Annotated in this window: 25 protein-coding genes; 7 read left to right on the forward strand and 18 right to left on the reverse strand. The window is 38.2% G+C overall.

Going from position 1 to position 24,373, the window contains the following annotated elements; all coding sequences use genetic code 11:
* Both lst and ACWIT3_RS07385 read right to left on the reverse strand, forming a co-directional pair.
* Positions 1-927, reverse strand: a complete 927-nt coding sequence (lst, locus tag ACWIT3_RS07380) for a CMP-N-acetylneuraminate:beta-galactoside alpha-2,3-sialyltransferase (protein WP_457162101.1) — start codon at positions 925-927, stop codon at positions 1-3.
* Complete coding sequence (locus ACWIT3_RS07385) at positions 924-2,129, reverse strand: oligosaccharide flippase family protein (RefSeq protein WP_457162102.1); 1,206 nt, start codon at positions 2,127-2,129, stop codon at positions 924-926. The genes lst and ACWIT3_RS07385 overlap by 4 nt, the downstream gene beginning before the upstream one ends.
* A gap of 117 nt (positions 2,130-2,246) precedes the next feature.
* On the opposite strand from ACWIT3_RS07385, the gene ACWIT3_RS07390 reads away from it, so the two are divergent.
* A complete protein-coding gene (locus tag ACWIT3_RS07390; protein WP_457162103.1) occupies positions 2,247-2,990 on the forward strand; it encodes a YdcF family protein in 744 nt (247 codons plus the stop codon).
* Positions 2,991-3,051: 61 nt separating this feature from the next.
* Here ACWIT3_RS07390 and ACWIT3_RS07395 read toward each other — a convergent pair whose 3' ends face one another.
* Complete coding sequence (locus tag ACWIT3_RS07395) at positions 3,052-4,023, reverse strand: oxidoreductase (RefSeq protein WP_457162104.1); 972 nt, start codon at positions 4,021-4,023, stop codon at positions 3,052-3,054.
* Positions 4,024-4,079: 56 nt separating this feature from the next.
* Here ACWIT3_RS07395 and ybaK point away from each other — a divergent pair, with 56 nt between their 5' ends.
* Entirely contained in the window at positions 4,080-4,556 is a 477-nt protein-coding gene (gene ybaK, locus ACWIT3_RS07400) for a Cys-tRNA(Pro) deacylase (RefSeq protein WP_457162105.1), read from the forward strand.
* Positions 4,557-4,619: 63 nt separating this feature from the next.
* Here the strand turns inward: ybaK and fabA are convergent, their stop codons facing one another.
* Together fabA and ACWIT3_RS07410 are read right to left on the reverse strand one after the other, a co-directional pair.
* Positions 4,620-5,150: a bifunctional 3-hydroxydecanoyl-ACP dehydratase/trans-2-decenoyl-ACP isomerase gene (gene fabA, locus ACWIT3_RS07405; protein WP_046338330.1), complete on the reverse strand. Its 531-nt coding sequence runs from the start codon at positions 5,148-5,150 to the stop codon at positions 4,620-4,622.
* Positions 5,151-5,268: 118 nt separating this feature from the next.
* Positions 5,269-7,059, reverse strand: coding sequence for an AAA family ATPase (locus tag ACWIT3_RS07410; protein ID WP_457162106.1), 1,791 nt, complete (start codon positions 7,057-7,059; stop codon positions 5,269-5,271).
* A 152-nt stretch (positions 7,060-7,211) separates the two neighbouring features.
* Between ACWIT3_RS07410 and matP the strand changes: the two genes are divergently transcribed.
* Positions 7,212-7,658, forward strand: a complete 447-nt coding sequence (gene matP / locus ACWIT3_RS07415; RefSeq protein WP_457162107.1) for a macrodomain Ter protein MatP — start codon at positions 7,212-7,214, stop codon at positions 7,656-7,658.
* Positions 7,659-7,770: 112 nt separating this feature from the next.
* Here the strand turns inward: matP and cspD are convergent, their stop codons facing one another.
* The 4 genes from cspD to ACWIT3_RS07435 all read right to left on the reverse strand — a co-directional run bounded on the left by cspD (position 7,771) and on the right by ACWIT3_RS07435 (position 9,434).
* Positions 7,771-7,980, reverse strand: coding sequence for a cold shock domain-containing protein CspD (gene cspD, locus ACWIT3_RS07420; protein WP_046338327.1), 210 nt, complete (start codon positions 7,978-7,980; stop codon positions 7,771-7,773).
* Between the two features lie 216 nt (positions 7,981-8,196).
* On the reverse strand, positions 8,197-8,346 hold the full coding sequence (locus ACWIT3_RS07425) for a YoaH family protein (protein ID WP_457162108.1): 150 nt from the start codon (positions 8,344-8,346) through the stop codon (positions 8,197-8,199).
* Between the two features lie 23 nt (positions 8,347-8,369).
* Entirely contained in the window at positions 8,370-9,119 is a 750-nt protein-coding gene (truC, locus tag ACWIT3_RS07430) for a tRNA pseudouridine(65) synthase TruC (protein ID WP_457162109.1), read from the reverse strand.
* Positions 9,120-9,122: 3 nt separating this feature from the next.
* Positions 9,123-9,434, reverse strand: a complete 312-nt coding sequence (locus tag ACWIT3_RS07435; RefSeq protein WP_457162110.1) for a YqcC family protein — start codon at positions 9,432-9,434, stop codon at positions 9,123-9,125.
* A gap of 138 nt (positions 9,435-9,572) precedes the next feature.
* Here ACWIT3_RS07435 and ACWIT3_RS07440 point away from each other — a divergent pair, with 138 nt between their 5' ends.
* The 3 genes from ACWIT3_RS07440 to ppnN are packed head-to-tail and all read left to right on the forward strand — an operon-like array spanning position 9,573 to position 12,595.
* A complete protein-coding gene (locus ACWIT3_RS07440) occupies positions 9,573-10,352 on the forward strand; it encodes a Zn-ribbon-containing protein (RefSeq protein WP_457162111.1) in 780 nt (259 codons plus the stop codon).
* 27 nt (positions 10,353-10,379) lie between these two features.
* On the forward strand, positions 10,380-11,219 hold the full coding sequence (gene queF / locus ACWIT3_RS07445; protein ID WP_457162112.1) for an NADPH-dependent 7-cyano-7-deazaguanine reductase QueF: 840 nt from the start codon (positions 10,380-10,382) through the stop codon (positions 11,217-11,219).
* Between the two features lie 8 nt (positions 11,220-11,227).
* The gene (ppnN, locus tag ACWIT3_RS07450) at positions 11,228-12,595 is read left to right on the forward strand and encodes a nucleotide 5'-monophosphate nucleosidase PpnN (RefSeq protein WP_457162124.1); all 1,368 of its coding nucleotides are present in this window, start codon (positions 11,228-11,230) and stop codon (positions 12,593-12,595) included.
* Positions 12,596-12,654: 59 nt separating this feature from the next.
* Here the strand turns inward: ppnN and ACWIT3_RS07455 are convergent, their stop codons facing one another.
* The 9 genes from ACWIT3_RS07455 to ACWIT3_RS07495 form a co-directional block, all read right to left on the reverse strand.
* Positions 12,655-13,077 carry a universal stress protein gene (locus tag ACWIT3_RS07455; RefSeq protein WP_046338321.1) on the reverse strand — a complete coding sequence of 141 codons (423 nt, stop codon included), beginning with the start codon at positions 13,075-13,077 and terminating at the stop codon, positions 12,655-12,657.
* A gap of 9 nt (positions 13,078-13,086) precedes the next feature.
* Positions 13,087-15,696: a TRAP transporter permease gene (locus ACWIT3_RS07460; RefSeq protein ID WP_457162113.1), complete on the reverse strand. Its 2,610-nt coding sequence runs from the start codon at positions 15,694-15,696 to the stop codon at positions 13,087-13,089.
* Between the two features lie 83 nt (positions 15,697-15,779).
* Positions 15,780-16,739: a TAXI family TRAP transporter solute-binding subunit gene (locus ACWIT3_RS07465; protein WP_046338319.1), complete on the reverse strand. Its 960-nt coding sequence runs from the start codon at positions 16,737-16,739 to the stop codon at positions 15,780-15,782.
* Positions 16,740-16,914: 175 nt separating this feature from the next.
* Positions 16,915-17,682 carry an ABC transporter permease gene (locus ACWIT3_RS07470; RefSeq protein ID WP_457162114.1) on the reverse strand — a complete coding sequence of 256 codons (768 nt, stop codon included), beginning with the start codon at positions 17,680-17,682 and terminating at the stop codon, positions 16,915-16,917.
* Positions 17,682-18,614, reverse strand: coding sequence for an ABC transporter ATP-binding protein (locus tag ACWIT3_RS07475; protein WP_457162115.1), 933 nt, complete (start codon positions 18,612-18,614; stop codon positions 17,682-17,684). The genes ACWIT3_RS07470 and ACWIT3_RS07475 overlap by 1 nt, the downstream gene beginning before the upstream one ends.
* Positions 18,615-18,631: 17 nt before the next feature.
* A complete protein-coding gene (locus ACWIT3_RS07480) occupies positions 18,632-19,168 on the reverse strand; it encodes an elongation factor P hydroxylase (RefSeq protein WP_457162116.1) in 537 nt (178 codons plus the stop codon).
* 86 nt (positions 19,169-19,254) lie between these two features.
* On the reverse strand, positions 19,255-20,115 hold the full coding sequence (gene htpX, locus ACWIT3_RS07485; protein WP_046338315.1) for a protease HtpX: 861 nt from the start codon (positions 20,113-20,115) through the stop codon (positions 19,255-19,257).
* 87 nt (positions 20,116-20,202) lie between these two features.
* Positions 20,203-21,279, reverse strand: a complete 1,077-nt coding sequence (dinB, locus tag ACWIT3_RS07490; protein WP_457162125.1) for a DNA polymerase IV — start codon at positions 21,277-21,279, stop codon at positions 20,203-20,205.
* 78 nt (positions 21,280-21,357) lie between these two features.
* On the reverse strand, positions 21,358-22,920 hold the full coding sequence (locus ACWIT3_RS07495; protein ID WP_457162117.1) for a DUF2813 domain-containing protein: 1,563 nt from the start codon (positions 22,918-22,920) through the stop codon (positions 21,358-21,360).
* Between the two features lie 70 nt (positions 22,921-22,990).
* Here ACWIT3_RS07495 and ACWIT3_RS07500 point away from each other — a divergent pair, with 70 nt between their 5' ends.
* Positions 22,991-23,899, forward strand: coding sequence for a lysine exporter LysO family protein (locus ACWIT3_RS07500; protein WP_457162118.1), 909 nt, complete (start codon positions 22,991-22,993; stop codon positions 23,897-23,899).
* The last annotated feature ends 474 nt before the right edge of the window (positions 23,900-24,373 follow it).

Consider the following 24,373-nt stretch of genomic DNA (forward strand, 5'->3'; position numbering starts at 1 on the left):
TTAATCTCTTATATCAATAACCTTGACACCCACTTGATGAAATAAATCGTAACATGCATCATACGCGGGATTTTCTGTCTCAATCCTCAATGCCACCACCTCAATATTGTCACTTTTGTTCATAATATTCAGAATTGCACTACTGAAGTACGTATAAATACGGTATTTCTGAGTCTGACAGCGTTGAATGATGTAATCTTCGAAAATGAGTTCTGTGTCAATGTAATCAACGTTTTCTAAACGGTATTTTTCTCTTGGGTGCGGCAAATAATAATGAATATTAAATGTTTTAATCACGTTTTCAGCTAAAGCGATATTTCGTTGATCATCAAGAAAAACGGGTTGTCCTAAAAGGATATTTACATAATCCCCCGCCACATCATCACTATCACAATGCGCGACTAAATCAAGGTTCACCACATTATCAATAATGTTTTCAAATCCATGATAGATGGTGTAATGCCGTTGTGACAACGCGCGTAGTTTCGGCGTACTATATTGGTTTCCAAGTATACAATTAAGCCATTTTCGTTTTAAAGTTGGCACATCATCTTGATAAAAAATACTGTTTTTCACAATGTTAATTGTGCCATCATCAAACGTGTTTAATTGATTAAAACGAATCGCACTTAATAAAAAATGAACCTGTAAATCATTAATGTTAGCGACAAACACCTGATCAAATCTCTTACCGCAAAAACGTGTTCGTAAATAAAGAATTTCTTTTAATAAATTAAACCGATCTTTATGTTGAATCATCGAAAAAAACGGACCGCACTGACTTGCTAAACGTTGGCGATAAAAATCAAATTTTTTATTGCTCGCTGTAGCAAGCATCACACCATAAAACGTTTTATCTGGAAACTGTGCAATAATTTTTTCTGCAATCAAAACCTGTAGCGGCGTACAACAAATAATTAAATTCATATCCTTTTTCCTACTTTAGCAGTCATCACATACAATACAGGCAGAATGACCAATGCACCAATAATGCTCGCAAAAGGCACAAACTGAATCTCTGTCATAGTTAATCCTGCTAAACTGATAACATAAACAAATGTAGTTAAAACTGAACAAATGGAAATCAATTTATTTTTAGCGTAATAAAATAAGTAATTCACTAAAATCAAATAGGGCACAACCAGTCCTGTCGAAATTAAAAATAAAATGATGTAATACTTTGTTCCAATAAACTGACTACCGAGCACCCAGACAACGACCTGTTCTGGAATACACCACATGATCATGGCAGGAAGTGGGACAAAACATAACGAATACATTGCCCATCGATGAATGTGTTTCACCGTAATTTTCTGTTGTTTTAAGGCTTCAAATAGATAAGGTACTGTGGCTTTATTTACCGCTTGAATCGCAATCATCAAAATTGCGGCAAGTTGTGCCCCCATCGCATACAATCCGAGTTCTGCCTCACTAAACTGATGATAAATAAAAATACGATCGAGCTGTCCACGTAAAAACAAACTCACATTATGAAAAATTAAAGGGACACCAAAACTCAACAAATACAGTAATGCCGTGCGATAACGAGAAAAAGTAAATTTTTTCTTTGGCGTTTTTTGTCGATAGAGAAAATACGCCAAACTAAACACTGCTGCATGACTAAATAATATCGCTAAAATTCGCTTTTCCACCAACTGCTCATCATAAACTTCTAATAACACGACTGTCAGTAAAGCAGAACTTAGCGCCAACAACAATTGAATCACAGAATAAGCCACTGGTTGTTTTTGACATTGTCGAATACTTAACTGTACTGAAATAAATGATTGGAAAATGGCAGAAAGCGCCAAATACACCATGATTTCAGACTGTAAGATCACGCAGCCTAATAAAATGATCGCCCCCGACAAAAGCGTATAGCTATAGCCTGTTGTGACAACTAAATGTAATGCGCGGCGCCCATAAAAATAGAAAAAACGAGCAATGGCCCCTTCTTGGCTCAAACCGACAATGATTAAAAATAAAGCGAGATACGTTTGATAGTAAGAAAGCTCACCAAAGCCTTCAACGCCGAGCTTGCGGGATAAATAAGGTAATAGTAGAAATGGGACAGATTTTGAGATGAGTTCACCAAATAAATAAATCGCACTGTCTTTAATTGCTTTCATTCGCTGCTCTGCTTGATTTTATTGAGGCGATATTTTAACAATAAACAGATTTTAAACAATAGACATCGATAAAGAGATCATCAATAATAGCGCATCTTTTACTTATCTTTACTTAATATGTTTGAACTCACAAAACTGATCACTGCGATGATTCTACCGCCATTTAATGTCCTGATTTTATGGGTCGGCGCGGTATTATTCTCTCGCCTCAATTACCCTAAGCTCAGCCGCCTTTTCGGGTTATTGGGCATCGCCATCCTGTATATTTTTAGCTTGCCTTATACTTCGCAAAAAGTTGAAGACCATTTAGTGCAAGCGGATAATCTCAGCCTAGATGATTACCAACAAGCCCAAGCAATCGTATTATTAGGAGGAGGATTACGCGACAACCAAGAATTGTTTGATAAATTAGCTGTCAGCGCAATCCCATTAGAGCGTATGCGCTATGCAGCCTATCTACATAAACAAACTCATCTTCCCCTCTTAATCACAGGAAGTGCCCCAAATGGAACCTCTGAGGCAAAAGTCATGGCAAAAGAGTTGCAAACATTTTTTGATGTGCCAACTAAGTGGCTAGAAAATCATGCTAAGACCACAAAAGAAAATGCGCAATTTAGCCACAAAATATTAGCTGCAGAAGGAATTAACACGATTATTTTGGTCACAAACCAATGGCACATGCAACGTGCCAAATTGCTCTTTGAGCGACAAGGTTTTCATGTACTGCCTGCGAGTATCGGTCATGGGGTCTCCCCTCAGCACTATGGTTTAAATTTTATGTATTTCATTCCACAAGCGGGGGCGTTGAATAAAAATATGTTGCTCCTAAAAGAATGGATTGGTTACTGGAAAGAAAAATAAAAAAATGGGCAGATGCGATACTGCCCATTTTTAAACATCATAGAAGTAAATTGATATTCTATTAATAGCCTTGCTGATAAATCAACTCCGCTAATTTGACTCCCATGAACGCCAAGTTAAAGCGCTGTTCATCCGCCACTGACCAAAATTGGATGCCATTTTCAATTCCCTTCACCGCACTCACATGTAACTTCGCGACGTCTTCACCTGTTTCTTGCTCCCCATTTGTCACAGGTGTCATCATTTTTTCTGCATGATAAGCTAACCAGTCATGACTTTCCCAAGCTTGTCGTAGCGTATCGGTCTCTAGTTCATAATCAGATAATAGGGTCACGAGTTGCCCCATACCGTAAAATACTGGCACTTGAATACTGTGGAATACGATATGTTCAAACTGAGGGAAAATTTTCTGTGTTTGCGCCTTCAGACTCACATTCGACACGGGGAATACATCAAATGCCATGCGCTGTTCGTCTTCATCTAATGGGATACCATTGAGTAAACGGGCTGTTTGTCCAGCTAACTTGCTGACGGTGTCTGCATTAGTATAAGACGCGGGTAATAATGATGTCACCACAATGTCTTTCAACATAGCCTGCTCTGCTAATGGTGCAATTGCTAGGCTAAGCTGTGTCACTTGTGGATCGGGTAAGGAAACAATATTACGTTGGCGTAATGCTTCGAGATGAGAGGCATTCACTGTGGGTATAACAACAGGAACATCTTGTAACGCAGAACATACCCCATTCATATCTATCACAATACAGCCAATTTCAGCAGCATTCGCAATAGAGGCAACGTGGTTGATATCTCCCGCAAAAAACAAATAATGATAATCTGACCAATCAACATCTTCTGGTTTAATTTGTGCCACGCTCTTATTTTGAAAACGAATCCCTTGTTCTTCACTAAAAGGGTACATTTCAATCACTGACACTTGTGCAATACCTAACTGGCTTTGTTCTAAAGCTTCTGCAATTTTTTCACATAATTCAAATTCAGCTGCTATCGCGATATTTAACGTTGCGTTCATTTTTCTCTCCGCTGTAAAATAATGGGCTCATTTTACTGGAACAAGAAGAAAAGACAATGACACCGGCAATTGATTTACTGAAAAAACATAACATTCCATTCACGCTCCATAGTTATGATCATGATCCGAATAATACCCATTTTGGTGAAGAAGCCGTAGATAAACTGGGAATTGATGCACACCAGTCCTTTAAAACATTATTAGTGGCTGAAAATGGTGATCAGAAAAAGCTGGCGTGTTTCGTTCTCCCTACTGCGAATATGCTTAATCTCAAAAAAGCAGCGAAAGCGATTCAAGTCAAAAAAGTAGAAATGGCGGATAAAGAATTTGCACAAAAAAGCACAGGCTACCTCGTCGGTGGGATTAGCCCATTAGGGCAAAAAAAACGTTTAAAAACCATCATTGATCAATCTGCACGCCAATTTGAGCACATTTTCGTTTCTGGTGGGAAAAGAGGATTAAGCGTTGAGTTAGCCCCGCAAGACCTCGCTTTACTGTTAGACGCAGATTTTTTTGATATCATCGATGAATAACATAAAACATTACCAGCATAATAGCTGGTAATGTGAAGCTTGGTTAAACGTGAAAAATGTGGTTTAGAATGCCGTAGTATCTTGGAATAAACCCACTTTCAAATCCGTTGCAGTATAAATCACGCGACCATCGACTTCTACTTCGCCATCTGCCATGCCCATAACAAGCTTACGATTAATCACACGCTTCATGTGAATACGGTAGACGACTTTTTTCGCGGTTGGCAGAATCTGTCCAGTAAATTTCACTTCCCCCACGCCTAATGCTCGTCCTTTACCCTTGCCACCAATCCAACCTAAATAGAAACCGACTAATTGCCACATAGCATCTAATCCTAAACAACCTGGCATGACAGGATCGCCGATAAAATGACATGCAAAGAAAGGTAAATCAGGCTTAATATCAAGTTCCGCTTCAATATAGCCTTTATCAAATAGCCCCCCAGTCTCTTTCATTTCCACAATACGATCCATCATTAACATTGTTGGGGCTGGAAGTTGAGGTCCGTCTTCGCCAAATAATTCGCCACGCCCTGATGCCAATAACTCTTCGTAGCTGTAGCTACTTTTCTTATTTGGTGTACAACTGTTCATTCTTTTTAATCCTCCTCAAATTTAGGATAGCCAAGCACACTTTGCTTACAGGCATTCTAACAGAGTGGCTTAGAAATAAAAATAGCTAACACTTGTACGCTTAACTTATCGGATCAGTTTATCTTCTGCGAAAAAACCATTCAAAGAGACTACTTTTTTGCCAAGATTGTTCTGCTCGCTGTTCAATACGATATGCAATGAGACGGGATAACGGCAACGTATCCTCTGTATACACTTTATTTTCTTCTTCCACTAAGTCGCGTTGGAATAGAATTTCACATGCTTGGTAAACATCGTCAACGGGGTAAATAAAGAATTGTCCATGTTTTACGGCCTCAACGACTTCCTCACTTAAACTCAGTTGATGAATGACTGTGCTGGGAACCATCACGCCCTGTTCTCCCGTCAATCCCCGACTCGCACAGATAGAGAAAAAACCTTCAATTTTGGCATTCACTCCGCCCACAGAATGTACTAAACCAAACTGATCAATTGCCCCTGTAATCGCAATCGACTGCGGTAAAGGTTGATCCGATAATGCACTGGCTAAGACGCAAAAACTTGCCAAAGATGCACTATCTCCGTCAATCTCGCCATAAGATTGCTCAAACACTAATGAAGCCGAAAAAGGTAATTGGGAAGGTAATTGCAAAATATGCGCTAAACAAGCTTCTGCAATCATAATACTTTTGCCGTGAATGTTCCCCGCTAACTCACTTTTTCGTTCAACATCTACCACTTCTCCATCACCAAATTGCACAATACAGCTAATACGAGAAGGCTCCCCAAAACTCATTGGTGTGCCAGGATATTCAATCACTGACAAACCATTAATTTGCCCAACCATCTCGCCTTCTGTCGCCACATAAACTTGTTCATGTAAAATATCAGAATACGTTTGTGCTTTCAGGAATCCTTGCTGTAATTCTTTTTGTTGAAAAAATTGCTCAAAATCGACCGCACTTAATAAAGATGATGTGTCTTTTTGGCTTAATTGTGCAGCCCCCGTTAACATCGCCTTCAATTTCAAAGGGGAAATCGACACAAAACAACGATCTTCACTATCACGCACCAATAATTGATATAACTTATCCACCCCCGAGATACTTAATGATGGTAAGTGGTGATCATTGGCAAATGATTGGACGTATTCCACCCATTTCACTCGATTTTCTGTACTTTCTACGGAGTAATAACTTTCAATTTCTGAATAATCCGCCAAATCATATAAATCAGGATCAAGAGAAGCAAGTGTCGCCAATTCCTCTCGATTACCAACTAAAACCACTTTAAGTGACAAGGAATAACTTGGAATATCACAAGGTAAATCTTTAAAAGGATGGATTGAATACCAATCAAAACGCTGAGTTAATAACAGTTGTTTCAAACGAATCCAAAGATCATATTGCGTAATGAACGACGCCACCCCAAGAATGAGCACCCCACCATTTAATTGGTGTACTAATCCAGGATTTAATTGAATCTCTCGAGAACTAGGATGAACACGTAATGAACCAAATAATTGGAATTGATCGACATACAACGCGCTAGCAACCGCTTTTTTTGCGGCAAAATTATCTTCAATAGAGACAGCTGGCATAGCATTCACAACAGGAAAAGAAAAAAAGTCTCCTTGTTGTATCAAATACTGTACCCCTCTTATCCCTGTCGCCTGTGGGTACTGTGTCTGAATCGTTTGCGCTAACAAATGACTATATTCGCCTACTTCATCTCCTTTTAGGACTAATAATGTACGCTGAGGATTATGTAAAAATTGTGTAATCGCAGCATTGGCGCGCGGTTGTAACGCAAAAAAATCCGTTCTGGAATGTGGCAACTCGGTTAAATTGAGTGTTGGGCGTAAGTTTTGCCATGAGAGTGCTTTTTCAGCTAAAAGGGATGGATTCACACGTATTCTCTTGTTATGTTGACTATAATTTTTAATAGTCTGACATTATCTCATATTTCCTAAAATAGTAAAAATCTGCTAGAAAAAAAAGCAAAAACAGCGTATATTGACGACAGTTACCACGTCACTAACAAAAAAAGTGAGCGAATACAATGAAATATCAGAAACTTGAAAACCAAGAAGCACATTGGAAATGGTTGTATTTAGTCAAGAAACACCGAGAGGGTGAAAACATTACTCGCTACGAAGAAAAAAGTTTATGTGAAGATAAAGCAGCACAATTAATTGCTTCTCAAAATAAACCACAAGACATTGAAGATTGGATTGCTCACCACTTATCTCCTGCTCTGGTCATCAAATTAGATCAAGCCATTCGTGCACGCCGTAAACGCTTTTTTAATGGCGAAAAACAATCAACGAAAAAAAAATCGATTGATTTAGAATACGCAGTATGGCTACGCCTTTCCCGTTATTCTCGTAAAATGAAAATGACCCTTTCCGAAACGATTACTTATATGATTGATGAGCGCGAAAGCAAAGCACAATACGAAAGTCAAATGTCTGCAATGAAAGCGGGGCTAAAAGACTTATTAAAATAATCAATGCATAGGAATCAAACTGACCGTGCGTCGTTTTCAAAAGCAACAAAAAAGACAAGGCTGCAATCCTTGTCTTTATTTTTTATGACTAAATGTAATGAAAAAGAGAAGATTATTCAACAATCGGGATAATTTTCGTTGCGTGTGATCCTTTATCCCCATGTACCACTTCAAATTGAACTTTTTGACCTGCTTTTAATGAACGATAGCCGTCCATTTCGATAACTGAATAATGAGCAAAGATATCTGCATCAGATCCTTCGGCAGAAATGAATCCAAAGCCTTTTGCGTTATTGAACCATTTAACAACACCAACTTCCATACTTAAAACCTCTAATGGTCAAACGACCTTAACTACTTTTCTTTTAATAAGACAATCTGCCTTACCACCCAAATTTTATACAGCTAAATATTCGACCAATTTTTACATTTTGGCAATGAAAAATAGTTTAAAATCAAACAGAGATCACAAAATTTTTGCATTTTGAAAGCGCTTACTCAATTCAGTTGTGTCATCATAACGAGTTAAGAATACGTCTTATTCCTCTGTATGAACCTTACGCAATTGTTGTGCAATAAGCGCAATTGCTTCACTTGCACTCATCCCCTCTGCCATCAATGCTTGTATCTTTTCTACTGCTTCTTGCTGTTGTTCATGAGTTAAATTTAATAATGCTTTATCTAACATTGTTTTTCCCTATAAAAAAATTATCAAAACATATCCCGCACTTTTGCTACAACATGGTGTTCCCAACCAAAAAGTGTCATCAAATTAAGCCATTGATGATCTAAACCCGCTCTAATTTCAAGCATCTGTTTGGTTATTGGATGAGCAAATATTAAACGCTCTGCATGCAACATTAAGCGCTGAACCTGAGTATGTTGTGTCAATGCTCTATTTTGATGTAAATCACCATATTGCGTATCCCCCAAAATAGGATGAAAAATATGTTTCATGTGGCGGCGTAATTGATGTTTACGCCCAGTATGTGGGATTAAACGCACCAAGGAATAACGTGTAGTATCGTATTTTTTCACCGCATAAGGCATCTCGATAGTAGCTAATCCAATATAATCAGTGATTGCTTCTTGCGGCAGTTTATCTGTCTGAGCAAATTTATCTGCGACTTTATCTAACTGGACCTTGAGGGGATAATCAATTCGCTGTTGCCCTATCAAATATCCTCGTACAATTGCTAAATAATGCTTTTCAACCTGTTTATTCTCAAATTGTACACAAAGTAAATTGGCAACCTCACGACTTAAAGCGAAGAGCAGTACACCAGAAGTTGGACGATCTAAGCGGTGAACAGGATAGACATGCTGCCCAATTTGATCCCGTAAGGTTTGCATCACAAATTGTGTTTCATGAGTATCTAACCAACTACGATGAACCAGCATTCCAGCAGGTTTGTTCACAGCGACGAGGACATCATCCTGATATAAGATTTCTAGCTGCATAAGTTATTGTTGTAACAATGCTTCAATTTCACTGATCGGACGCAATAATGTTTGCAATGTTTCCATTTCTTTTAATGCTTCCTCAAGGTAAGGCGTAATCGAAATTTTACTAGGTAAGGGAGCACCACTTTCTATTAACGCGTGCATACGAGGAATAAAAATCCACTGCAACCATTCTGTTGGTGACATTGTATCTAGCGCAAAAGGTTGCTCACTGAGAAACGCTTGTTCTTCTGGTGGTGTGGTTTGCCATACATTGAGCTCCACCATCACTTGCTGCAATTGCTGTAAATAGAGTTTCGTTTGTTGATGCATAATTGTACCTTAATGCAAAAAAGTGCTATTTTAGAAGATTTAATCATTTTATACTACTGCTAAAAAATACGGTAACGTTCTACAAAATTGATTAAAATGCATGAGTAAAACCAGCCCCTGAACAAGATAGAGAAAACGATGTACCTCATTGAAACTTTTTTCCGCTTTACTCCCAAAGAAAATGGACAGACGCCACATGATTTACTTAATCAAATCATTGATCAATGGCGCTACAATGGACAAATTATCGGGCGTGAAATCCCCATTTATTTAGCAGAACAAGAAGGGCAACAAGGCTTCGCAATCCGAATGATTTGCCCTGAACAATATAGTTTACTTCCTGAATTTAATAACAGAGAAGTAGAATGTGCGCTCGAAGCAGCGCAACAAGGTGGGCTAATTTTTGATGGTTTTCACGTGATTGCAGATGATTTAAATTCAGATCAGACTAGCTCAACAAATACGCCCTCATGGCAAGTTCTCTATACAACTTATCTACAATCTTGCTCGCCTTTACACAGTGGAGAGGATCTCGCGCCAATCCCTTTATATAAACAACTCAGATCGATTCCACACTTAAGTATGGATCTCATTAAATGGCAAGAGAATTGGCAAGCTTGTGATCAATTACAAATGAATGGAACCATTTTGGAGCAACCAGCTTTAGCGGAAATTTCATCAATAAACAGCACATTAACAAAACATGGGCGTTATTTAGCACAAGCGATTGAACAACATACGGCAATACCCACTTACTACTATTTGTATCGAATTGGTGGGAAAAGCTTACAAGCAGAACAACAACGGTGCTGCCCAAATTGTCACAATGCATGGCGTTTAGAAAAAGCGCTTTTTGACTTATTTTATTTTAAATGTGATGATTGTCGCTTAGTGTCTAATTTATCTTGGCACTATTAGCCTGTGAAAAAGAAAAGGAAAGATAACATGCTCTATCAACACGATAGCTTAACGACACTCAAACTCGGACAGCAAACGCAATATTCGACAAATTATGACCGCTCTTTATTACAAGCCGTTCCTCGCCAATTAAATCGGGATGGATTAGGCATTACTCATACTCAGCCTTTTACTCTTGGTGCTGATATTTGGACCGCTTATGAAATTTCTTGGCTTAACCCTAAAGGCGTGCCACAAGTCGCCATTGCAGACATAGAAATTGATTTTAACAGCGAAAATTTAATTGAATCGAAAAGTTTTAAACTGTATCTCAATAGCTTTAATCAAACACAATTTGATTCATTTTCAGCCGTCCAAGCTATCTTACAACGTGACTTAGCTGACTGCGCCAAAGGAAAAGTCAAGGTAACCTTACATCCGCTAAGCAAATATCAGCACGAGCCTATCACAGAACTCACAGGAGAGTGTCTTGATAATCTAGATATTGAAATTCATGACTATACTTTTAATGCCGATGTGTTAGCTGGATGTTGCCATGAAAATCAAGTAGAAGAATATTTAGTGAGCCACTTATTAAAATCAAACTGCTTAATTACCAATCAACCCGATTGGGGAACATTACAAATTCATTATGTTGGCAAGCAAATTGATCGTGAAAAATTATTACGCTACATTATTTCCTTCCGTCAACATAACGAGTTTCACGAACAATGTGTCGAACGTATTTTCTGTGATGTCATGCGCTTCGCTAAACCAGAAAAACTCACTGTCTATGCTCGCTATACTCGTCGCGGGGGCTTAGACATTAATCCGTTCCGCTCGAACTTTGAAGCCGTTCCAAATAATCAACGTTTAGCTCGCCAATAGGAGAAATGATGAGCAAAAGTGTCTATTACGTCAATCCACGTGGGAGTATGGATCAACTCTCTCATCTTGAAGTGGAATTACTGACTAAAAAAGTCAAAAGTCCATTATATAGTCTTTATCGTAATTGCTCCTTAGCCGTCTTAAACTCTGGAGCCATTACGGATGACAGCCGTGCATTATTAAATAAATACCCTGATTTTGATATCCATTTGGTTGCTCGTGAACGTGGCGTTTCTCTTGAGTTGCATCATCCCCCACAAGATGCCTTTGTTGATGATCGTCTAATCCGAAATATTCAACATCACTTATTTGCAGTACTACGTGATATTTTATTTGTCAATGTCATGAGCCAACGTTTAAATCCCGATAATATCCAAGACAGTAAACATATTACAAACCTTGTTTTCTCGATTTTACGGAATGCCAAAGCGCTGCCCGTCGGAGAACATCCAAATCTTGTTGTTTGCTGGGGAGGGCATTCGATTAACCAAACAGAATATCAATACTGTCGTGCTGTAGGTACAGAACTGGGTTACCGTGAGCTGAATATCATTACAGGATGTGGACCCGGTGTGATGGAAGCCCCAATGAAAGGCGCTGCAATAGGTCACGCTAACCAACGCTATAAAAATAGTCGCTTTATTGGTGTCACTGAACCTTCTATCATCGCATCAGAGCCTCCTAATCCGATCGTGAATGAATTAATCATTATGCCAGATATCGAAAAACGTCTGGAGGCCTTTGTTCGTATGGGACATGCTATCGTGATTTTCCCTGGTGGACCTGGCACATTCGAAGAATTATTGTATATTCTTGGTATCAAATTAGCCCCAGAAAATAAAGATCAAGTGTTGCCATTAATTTTGACTGGACCAAAAGAAAGTGCGGATTATTTTGCCACAATTGATCGCTTTATTGGCGAAACATTAGGTAAAGAAGCTCAAGCACTCTACGAGATCATTATTGATGATCCAATAACAGTAGCACGGAAAATCAGTCAATCTATGCACAATGTTAAAATGCAACGCTACGAAACCTGCGATGCTTATAGTTTCAACTGGTCATTAAAAATCCCAACTGATTTTCAACAACCGTTCCTGCCAACTCACGAAAATATGGCAAAACTTGATTTACATCGTAACCAATCGACATTAGATTTAATCGCAAATTTACGTCGTGCTTTTTCTGGTATTGTGGCGGGTAACATTAAACCTGATACACAAGATCTGATTGAAGAAATCGGTCGTTTTAAATTACATGGTGATCCTGCACTTTTAGAAAAAATTGATCAGGTTTTACAAGATTTCATCGTACAACATCGCATGAAATTACCAGATGGTAATGCTTATGAGCCTTGTTATGAATTAGTAAAATAAAACAGACCGCTCTTCACAAAAAAATAGCTTGTTTTTCAACAAGCTATTTTTATTTTTCCTTAGCGTAAGATTAAAATCGGCTTATCACTATAACGCGCCACTTTCACTGTATTTGAACTTAACCCTTCTTTATTATCACGAACCGCCATCATAATGATCAAATCAATATTTTTTTCTTTCGCAATACGGTTAATTTCTTCATATACAGGACCATGTGCCAAAATATGTTGCACTTTTGCTCCTTCTGGAAAATGTTTTTTCGTAAAAGCACGCAATGCTTTATTCGCCTCTTCTAGCACATCTTGGTCAAAATTTTTAGGCAAAAATGAAGACACAAAACTGCTGCCTAATGGTGGCACCACACTCATCACACGATAGACCGTATCAGGATTGTGTTTGGTCATCTCCAAAGCCGTTTTCACGGCTTTTTCCGCATCTTCCAAATGACTGAGATCCGCTGTAATTAAGATTTTCTTAAACATAATTTTTCCTTAGGCTTGGCGACGACGTTGGTTCATCGCTAACATAAACAATAAGAACAACGTTGGGATAAATAACCATTCTTTTGCTAACGCATCTTTTACTGGAACCGACCCTTCAAGGATCACTTGATCCCAATTCAAGCCTGCTTTTGCTGCACTTGAATCAATTTCGACCGCATCAATGATCACTTGTTTTCCTTCTGGTTTATCTTGTTCAAATAGCGTCAAGCCCATTTTTTGTAAACGCTCTTCGCCAGTTTGTCCTTCTGGAACCGCTAATTGAGCATAAAACTCAATTTCTTTACCGTAAGGATTAAGACCAGATACTTTAAGTGTCAAATTATCCCCAACCGCAACACGTTGAACTTCTTGTACTAATTGACTTGGTTCAACATAACGCTGAGTTGGAGAAATGTGTTCCATAAAGAACCCTGGTCTAAATAATGCAAAAGCAAGTACGAATAAGGCTAGACTTTCCCATAGCTTATTGCGACGGAAGAAATAACCTACCGCACCTGCAGTAAAGGCAAGAATACCAATTGTTGCAGTAATAAAGACAATAATGCCTTTCGACCAACTAACATCAATCAATAACAAATCTGTATTAAAAATAAACAAGAAAGGAAGGATAGCAGTACGTAAACTATATGAAAATGCGGTTAATCCTGTTTTAATTGGATCGCCACCAGACACTGCTGAGGCCGCAAATGAAGCTAATCCAACAGGAGGCGTCACGTCAGCCATAATGCCAAAATAAAACACAAATAAATGTACCGCAATTAACGGAACAATAAAGCCATTTTGTCGCCCGACTTCAATAATCACGACTGCCATCAAAGAAGAAACTACGATGTAATTCGCAGTGGTTGGTAATCCCATACCGAGAATTAAACTAAATCCCGCCACTAAAAGTAACATTAAGAAAATGTTACCCATCGATAAAGTTTCAATAATTGTCGCGAGTTGTACACCAAAACCTGTTAAAGATACTACACCAACAATGATCCCCGCTGTTGCTGTCGCAATACCAATCCCAATCATATTTCTCGCACCAGCCTCTAGTCCATCGACAAGATCACGCCAGCCGAGCTTAAACTCATGTTTCAATGTTGCTTGTTTTCTGTAATAAGCAAGTAATGGACGTTGAGTTAATAAAATGATGATGAGCGACAAGGTTCCCCAGAACGCAGACAAACCAGGCGATAAACGTTCAACCATCAAACACCAAATTAAGATCACAACAGGTAACAAGAAATGTAATCCCGCATTGACAGTAGGTTTAACTGAAGGCAACTTCACGACTGGAGAATGAGGATCATCGATTTCGAGATCTGGGAATTGTGCGACTCGACGTAATAGCAATAAGTACATGACTGATAATAAAACAATCACAATGCTAAACGCATAATCAGGAGTTACATTTTTCAACCAACCTAAACCAAATTCCACGACAAAATACAGTACGCAGAGGAAAATAAACGTTCCTAATGCGCGTAATACTGACGTCACAAATGGTTTTGGAGCATCTGTTCTTGGTAAACCTTGTAAATTCATTTTACAGGCTTCTAAATGCACAATATAAACTAATGCAATATAAGAAATTACCGCAGGTAAAAACGCATGCGTAATTAACTGGCTATACGGCATATTCACGTATTCAATCATTAGGAATGCTGCCGCCCCCATCACAGGTGGCATGATTTGCCCATTCACAGAAGACGCCACTTCTACCGCTCCCGCTTTTTCTGCAGAGAAACCCACTCGTTTCATCATCGGAATCGTAAAAGTACCCGTTGTCACCACATTAGCAATTGATGAACCCGAAATTAAGCCAGTAAGACCTGAAGCAACCACTGCGGCTTTCGCAGGGCCACCACGTAAATGACCTAAATAAGCAAACGCACTTTTAATAAAATAGTTACCTGCTCCCGCTTTATCTAGTAAGGCACCGAATAAAACAAATAAGAAGACATATTTTGTTGACACACCCAATGCCACACCAAACACACCTTCTGTTGTAATCCATTGTTGATTAATAATATGAGAAAGTGTACCTGTACGGTGACTGATGATCCAATCGCTTGGCAAAAATTGTCCAAAATAATTGTAAATTAAAAATACAATCGCAATGACGACTAAAGGCAGGCCTAGACTACGACGTGTTGCTTCAAGCAATAAGACAATACCAATACAACCTGCGATGATATCTTGTAAGTTTGGTGCACCAAAACGGGTGACTAAGCCATCATAGAAAAAGAGATAGTATGAGCCTAAAAATGCCCCTACTGTCGCAAACACCCAATCCACTAACGGAATACGGTGTTTAGGAGACGATTTAAAAGCGGGATAAGATAAGTAGGCTAAAAATAAAGCAAACGCAAGGTGAATTGAGCGGGCTTTTGTATCATCAAAAACCACATTGATATTTAATCCTGTATTACGCAAAAATTCTTGCAACCAAAAAGGCGCAGGAGAAGCATAATAAAGTTGAAACAATGACCATAAAATAGCAACACCAGCGATTAGTTTTTTGGGAAATCCATCAGGATCACGTCCTCCCGTATCACTTGATGCTACAATATCTTGTAAATCATCATAATCGATATTTTTTGTTGACACGCTAAAAACTCCTCGTCATCTAAAAAACAAAAACGGAAAAAGGCAGGAACATTGCCTGCCTTAAAAAGGATGAAAAAGGGAAATTACAACCAACCTCTTTCTTTATAGTAACGCACTGCGCCATCGTGTAACGGTGCAGATAACGCATTTTTAATCATTTCTTCTTCTTTTAAATTTGAAAATGCAGGATGTAAACGTTTGAAACGATCAAAATTATCAAATACTGCTTTCACAATTGCATAGACACTGTCTGCATCAACATCAGAAGAAGTCACCAGTGTGGCATATACACCGAATGTATCGGTTGGATTGTCGCTACCTTTATAAAGTCCACCTGGAATAGTCGCTTTCGCATAGTACGGATGTTCTGCGACTAATTTATCAATTTCTGGTCCAGTAATTGGCACTAACTGTGCATCACAAGATGCTGCTGCTTCTTTTAATGCACCATTTGGGTGACCAACGTTATACGTAATTGCATCTAAGTTGTTGTCACACATTACTGATGCCATTTCTGCTGGTTTTAATTCCGACGCAACTTTAAAAGCTGATGCATCCCAACCTTTTGCACCAAGGATCACATTCATCGTTGCACGCGTACCTGAACCAGGATCGCCAACGTTAACACGTTTACCTTTCAAATCATCGAAACCCTTGATGTTTGCATCAGTACGCGCCATTAAAGTAAACGGTTCTGGGTGAATTGAAAATACGGCTCTTAATTTATCATTTTTCTTGCCTTCAAAAGAGCTTGAACCATTATACGCATGATACTGCCAGTCTGACTGTGCAATCCCTAATTCCATTTGATTGCTTGCAATTGAATTAAGGTTTGCAACAGATCCACCTGTTGAAGGGGCATTACATTTCACACCTGTTTTTGCAGAATCGCGATTCACTAATTGACATACCGATTGTCCCACTACATAGTAAACACCTGTTTGACCACCAGTACCAATGGTTACAATTTTATCGGCAGCAAATACTGCACTGGAAGAAAGCATTAATGCTGCTGTCATTGAAAGCTTTAGATACTTTTTCATAGAGTCATTTTCCTTATTTTTGTTTGTTGGTTTGCTTAGAAGAACACTTCAATTAGCGGACTTACAAATAGCAAAGATTTTACTTTTTTGCAACAATTTCTTTTTTATCCATTTAAATCTGTGCTAAACATCACAAAGATTAACAATAAAGTGCGGTCAATTATTAACAAATTTTTTAATTTCTCAATCCAATACCACGGCTAATCAAGTAATATGCGATACCATACAAACCAACAATAAATGTAATTAACACCAAAAATGTATAAACAATTCCCACATCTGAAATGCCTAAGAAACCATAACGAAATCCATTAATCATATACACAATGGGATTCAATTTAGAAACGCTTTGCCAAAATTCAGGCAAAAGTGAAATCGAGTAAAATACACCGCCCAGATAAGTTAAAGGCGTCAAGACAAAAGTAGGAATAATACTAATGTCATCAAATGAACGTGCAAATACTGCGTTAATCAAGCCACCGAGTGCAAAAGTTGCAGTCGTCATCAATAAAATCATGGCAACGATTGCCCAAGAATGAACCTCAAATGTCACAAAAAACAGAGCAACTGTTGTGACTAATATTCCTACACACAGCCCACGAGCCATCCCTCCAGCAACATAACCTAAAATAATAATGTGCGGAGACGTAGGTGAAATTAATAGCTCCTCAACATTTTTGGCAAATTTTGTGCTGTAAAAAGAAGAAGCAACGTTAGCAAACGCATTCGTTAAAGCAGACATCATAATCAAGCCTGGAACAATAAATTGCATATAGCTAACCCCGTTCATCTCACCGATTCGACTACCAATCAATTGTCCAAATATCACGAAATACAACGTCATCGTAATGACAGGAGGGACTAATGTTTGCACCCAAATACGTGTAAAACGGCGAATTTCTTTGGTTAAAATAGTTTGAAAAGCAACCCACGCTAATCCCATTACTGTTCTCCCTTTTTCTCCACTTTGCTGTTTAAGGACATCGAAACAAACAACTCTTCTAAACGATTCGCTTTATTACGCATACTCAAGACTGTCACCCCTTGTTCCGATAGCTGCGTAAATAATTGGTTTAACCCCTGCTCACGTTTGACTTCCACTTCAAGACTCGTTTCATTTGATGCAACCACATGATAATGCTCAATCACAGGAACGGATTCATGAGGTGCTAAATCAAATACAAAAGTTTCCGTTTCTAATTTTGCTAACAACGCTTTCATTGGCATATCTACGACCAATCGCCCTTGCTGGATAATCCCAATATTACGACATAACATCTCTGCTTCTTCTAAATAATGGGTAGTTAAAATAATCGTTGTTCCTTGTTGATTCAATTCACGTAAAAAAGTCCACATCGTACGACGTAGCTCAATATCAACCCCCGCAGTTGGCTCGTCTAGAATCAACAACTTAGGATTATGCATTAATGCGCGAGCAATCATCAAACGACGTTTCATTCCCCCTGATAAGCGAATCGCTTGTTGAGTACGTTTTTCCCACAAATCTAATTTTTTTAACCAGACTTCTGCACGTTTAAGGGCTTCTTGACGAGGAATACCATAATACCCTGCCTGATTCACCAAAATATCAATCACTCGCTCAAATTGATGAAAATTAAATTCTTGTGGCACTAAACCAATACACGTTTTCAACTCGCTTAATTGTTGGTCTAAATCATAACCAAACACACGAACTTGCCCACTCGTTTTATTCACTAACGAGCTTACAATCCCAATCGTCGTCGATTTGCCTGCGCCATTGTGACCAAGTAGCGCATAAAAATCGCCAGCTTTAACCTGTAAATCAATGCCATGCAAGGCTTTGACCCCATTTTTATATTCTTTTATTAATTGCTTAATTTCTAATGCATACATAACGATGACTTTTCAATTTAAATTCGACTTATATCAAACAGAGCTAAATCAATCATATCAGGTGTCCCATAAAACTGAGACAATGCTTTACGCAAAACCTCAGCACGTTTTGGTAACCCTTTCTCCGCATAAATTTTTACTTGTGCATAAACAGCTTGTTTAAAAGGCAAGGTATCACCTGGATTACCATTTAAGTTATCCACACTCACAAAATAACGAAAACCCGCTGCGTTGGATAGAATCCATTCAATTGCTTGTGGTTTTACTTCAACTTGCTCAAATAAGCGTTGTTGCTCCACGGTGCGTCCATCTGGCTCATACCAATAACCAAAATCTTCAAGCTTGCGGCGTTCTTTTCCTGCAACGAGCCAATGAGCGATTTCATGTAAGCCACTACTATAAAAGCCATGAGCAAAATAAATAGCATGATACGCACAATCTGCATTTGCTGGCACATAAAGTGGCTCATCGCCTCCTTTCACTAATTTTGTATTGTATTCTTGTTCGAAACATTGATTAAAGATCTGAATTAAATCACTGATTTGATGTTCCATATCGACTCCAAACATGACCACACTTTAGACGAAAAAAGAAATGAAAAAAGAGGCATAATGCCTCTTTCTGATTAAAATTGCTAGCGTTATTTCAATGTATCTAACTGTTGTAATGCAGCAATACGTTTTTCAAGTGGCGGATGGCTCATAAATAATGCAGCTAACCCACCACGTTTACCATTAATCGCGAATGCAGCTAATTGTCCTTCTAATTCTTGTGGTTCATGTAATTTTTGCAAACGCTGCAATGCGGCAATCATTTTCTGTTTACCAACTAATTCCGCAGAACCCGCATCAGCACGAAACTCACGGTAGCGTGAGAACCACATTGCAATAATACTTGCCAGGAAACCGAATAAAACTTCTAAAACCATTGCAACTAAGAAATACACACCTGAACTACTTTCTCCATCACGACCACTTGATACCACTTTTGCGATCATGCGTGAAACGAAAATAACAAACGTATTGAGCACCCCTTGCAATAACGTCATTGTGACCATATCACCATTCTTAATATGTGCAACTTCATGCGCAAGTACGGCTTCCGCTTCATCACGTGTCATCGCGTTCAATAACCCCGTACTAACTGCTACTAATGAATTATTTTTACTTGCTCCCGTCGCGAAAGCATTAACGTCTTCTGAATGATAAATAGCCACATCTGGCATAGGTAAATTCGCACGTTCTGCTTGTGAACGTACAGTATTCATTAACCAGTGCTCTGCTTCGTTACGTGGTGTGGTAATGACTTCTGCCCCCACTGAACGCAATGCCATCGTCTTAGATAAAAAGAGCGAAATTAACGATCCTGAGAAACCAAATAATGCAGCCATGATTAATAATCCTGTTGCATCTTGTGCCTGAATCCCCGTTAAACTCAAAATAATATTAAAGACGACCAAAACAGCCATATTTGTCGCTAAAAAAAGTAAAATTCGCATCATATAAAAAATCCTTATAATAGGGTTAAATCACTCGTGTTGTAATATAGTAGCAAAATTGTTAAAAACAAGAGGGAATCAATAAAAAATTTACCATAAACTCATTTGTTCTAGCCCTTGTGACGTATGAGAGCGAGGTAAATCCATGTGCAAACCAATCAAACGTATTTCACGCCCTGCCGCCCTCTGCCAAATTTGCTCCAATAATCGCTCAAAAGCATGAAGTGATAACGTCATTCCCGTTTTTTCTAGTGTTGTCACATGAAAATCAGCAAATTTTAACTTCACTCCAATTTTATACACTGCCTCTAGAGACAAATGGGGATAACTCTGCTGAATCCGCTGCATCAAAGCTGGATAAAGTGTTGCTAAAACTAGGGAAGCTTGCTCCACCTGAAGAATATTATACGGTAAAGTGGTTTCTACACTAATTGACTTTGACTCTCGATGTGTCTCAACACTTCGTGTATCAATACCATGACTAAATGCCCAAATACGTTGCCCCATTTTTCCAAATTGGTTGAATAACGTGAGTTTATCGGTCTTGCGAATATCGGCACAAGTATGTAATCCCATCTCAGCTAAACGTTGTGCAGTGACTTTCCCCACGCCTGGAATTTTATTCAATGCTAATTGAGCGACAAAACAATCAACCTCATCAGGTTTAATCACAAATTGCCCATTAGGTTTATTCTGCTCTGACGCAATTTTGGCAAGAAACTTCAGTGGTGCAATACCCGCCGAAGCGGTTAACCCCAACTCACACCAAATGGCTTGACGAATTTCATGTGCAATCCACGTTGCAGAACCAGAACATTGTTGACAATCTGTGACATCTAAATAAGCCTCATCTAACGAAAGGGGCTCAATAAGAGGGGTATAGCGCCGAAAAATCGCTCTAATTTGCGTCGATACTTGTTTATATAATGGCATATTAACAGGTAGAAGCACTAAATCAGGGCATAATTTGATCGCTTGTGCAGTAGGCATAGCACTGTGTAATCCAAATTGACGAGCGAGATAGTTACAGGTTGCCAACACGCCTCTTTTTTGTACTGAACCGCCAACGGCAACAGGCTTTCCAACTAAATGGGGATTATCACGTATTTCAATTGAAGCATAAAAACAATCCATATCAATGTGGATAATTTTACGTGGCATCAACATAGTAGACATATAAAAGTGCGGTCAATATTTCTCAAAAGATAACCGCACTTTACCACAAAACACTGTATAAATAAACAGTCACGTGCGAGCTAAACTTAATACCTTAGAAAACAATCGCTTAAACAATAATGGAATAGATTGGCTCCCCCGATTTGCAATTTCATTCGACAAAGCAATCGCTAAATCAGGTTTAGATACGCGTTGAATCGCACGCTGAATAATTTTTGTTGTTGGATAATAATTCGACTTAGGCACCCAATGAGCAAGACGAATAAATACATCTGCAAACCCATTTGCATAGAAAAAATGTTCAATATCACGCTTAGGTAAGACAGTAATCTTATCATTAGCAACCATCTCATTTTCCAGCATACTAAATACGATATCTCGATATTTTCTGCCTGCCTCATCACCATCTGCTAACACATACCACTGAATCCCCATTGCATCTGCATACTTAATTAAGGGTTTGAGTCCACTTTGTGCAAATTCAACAATTCGGATCCCCTCCATATCTAAATTAATTTCTAATAATTTTGCTAATTCCGATAAAATCCATACTTCTGTTTCCCCTTCAACTAAAATCCATAGTCCAGAGAAAAGGGCCAAACTACGATTATGATGGATATGGAAACTCAAGCGACGAAAGTCCTCTTTTCCTAAATCGCGCCGTCTCAGTTGAAAACTCTTGATTTTTTCTGGCGTACGAACTAATCGACAAATCGAGCTTAAATTCACTTGAGAAATGAGCTCCACAGAATTAGTTGTAGTAATACGCTGCACGGGTAAATAACTGACTAACTCCCACATAATCGCCACCATTCGTGGATGTAACCGCGCATCTGGATCTTCAAACAACACAATTGGACGTGTAAAACGTCCAAAATGAACATGCTTATTTTCAATAAATAAACTGGCTAATGAAATGAATAACTTTTTGCGTAAACGCTGTGTTTCATCTCGCTTTAATTTTAAGCATAGTGATTTTACTTTGTGCCACAATAATGTTGTATCTTGTGCGATATTCGTAATATCTTTATTATTCAAAAAATAATAACAAAGTAATGTTACTACAGCCTGAATTTCATCTTGAATATTATCTTGCTGCTGCGATTTTGCGAGATTAAAGCGATGGTGAGAACGATTTAAGCGCGCATCACGGAAACGATATACTGGATGACGGGAAATGAGAGAAAAAACTAATTGGTGAATATCTTCTACTATAACCGCATTGCCATTTTCATCTAAAAAAGAGTAATCAGTCCGTACGTTATTCTGGCTATCTCTTTCTCCTTCTACGCGTAAATATAAGCGTTGATAGCCATCTGGATGATTAACAAAAAGTTGGTGTTGCGTATAAGGCTGATTATATTCTGCATTATCTTCATTTTTTTCACTTTCACAAAACGTAAATAATAACGTTAAATGCTGTACAGGTTGCGACTGACCTATCGGAATATGGAAATCATGAGTGGTAAACTGATAAAGGTCTTGTTCTGGATTAAAAACTAGACTTAGTGCAGAAAGTAAACTTGACTTTCCCCACATATTCTCACCAATTAATACCATATCAGGCCTAAAATGAATAGATAAACGATTAATTCCACGGAAACCAACCACTTCCAATTGTCGCAAATACATAAACACCTCTTGTTTTTTTTCTCGCCTTACCTAGAATGAACATGCACGCTTTATTGAAGGACAATATCATATGTATGAAGGACTGTTGATCGTATTATGCCCATTATTCATTGGCTACATCATCAAAACAAGTAATATCCTATTTTTAAAATCAATTAATAGTATTGTCATGATACTACTTTACATTATTTTATTCATTATGGGATTTTCGCTTGGTCAATTAGATGACTTAACTCAAACACTTCCAGTGATTGCACTTTCCGCAGCAACATTTGCCTTTACTATTCAAACATTCAATCTAATTGGGCTAATTATTTATGATCGCTTATTCCCTAAGCCATTAAAAATGATGACCCAATCCTTGCCATCTCGCTGGAAATTATTACTAGATTCAGGCAAGCTCTGTGCGATGGTATTACTTGGTTTTATTGTAGGGCTTAGCCTAAAATCCATTGCTAGATTGCCTTCAGGAACCAGTACATATGTTCTAATCCTATTGATTTTTTTTGTTGGCGTTCAATTACGAAATAATGGTATCTCATTACGTGAAGTTTTTTTTAATAAACGAGGTTTAATGACAGGAGCGATTTTTGTAGTAACTTCATTACTTGGAGGTATCCTTTCTGCCCTGCTCCTAAATTTACCCATTACACAAGGCTTAGCAATCGCATCTGGATTTGGTTGGTATTCATTATCGAGTATTGTTATCAATGATGCCTGGGGACCTATATTTGGTAGCATCGCGTTTTTTAATGATCTTTCTCGAGAAATTGTCAGTTTATTTCTCATTCCTTTTCTAATGCAAAATCACCGCTCTTCTGCTGTTGGTATTTCAGGAGCGACATCAATTGATTGCACCTTACCGATCATCCAAAAAGCAGGAGGAATAGAAGTTGTTCCTCTTGCTATCAGCTTTGGATTTATTACGAATATCTTACCCCCTATTTTATTGGTGTTTTTTTCATCTATCCCATTATAAATAGCATATACCACTTATATGACCTTCTATACATCACTCACTGAAATGTACTTCTCATGTGAGTGAGCTTACATTTCAAAATCCTTAAGATCCCTCTTTTTATGATAAAAATATCAATAAAAAACTCACCCCACTCTCTTCATTTTTCATTAAATCTTATTGCTTTTACAGCAACTAAAATATTCCAATCAACCATATTTTAAATCCAAATGTTTCCCCTAATAGTCCTATAATAGCCATACCTAGCCATACTCAAAAACTATACCGTAATATGAAAACATAATTGAAAAGTAAATATCGAAGTCTATCTCAGCCAGATTGGTGATGAAACAGATAAGATGCATACCGTTCAACTGTAAGGGATGCAAGTAAAATGGTGTTAACCAGTACCAGTTAGAAGATAGAGAGAGTAGAGATAAGATAAGATAAGATAAGATAAGATAAGATAAGAGAAAATACGTTAAGTTAAGATTG

Source organism: Pasteurella sp. P03HT (assembly GCF_054052285.1).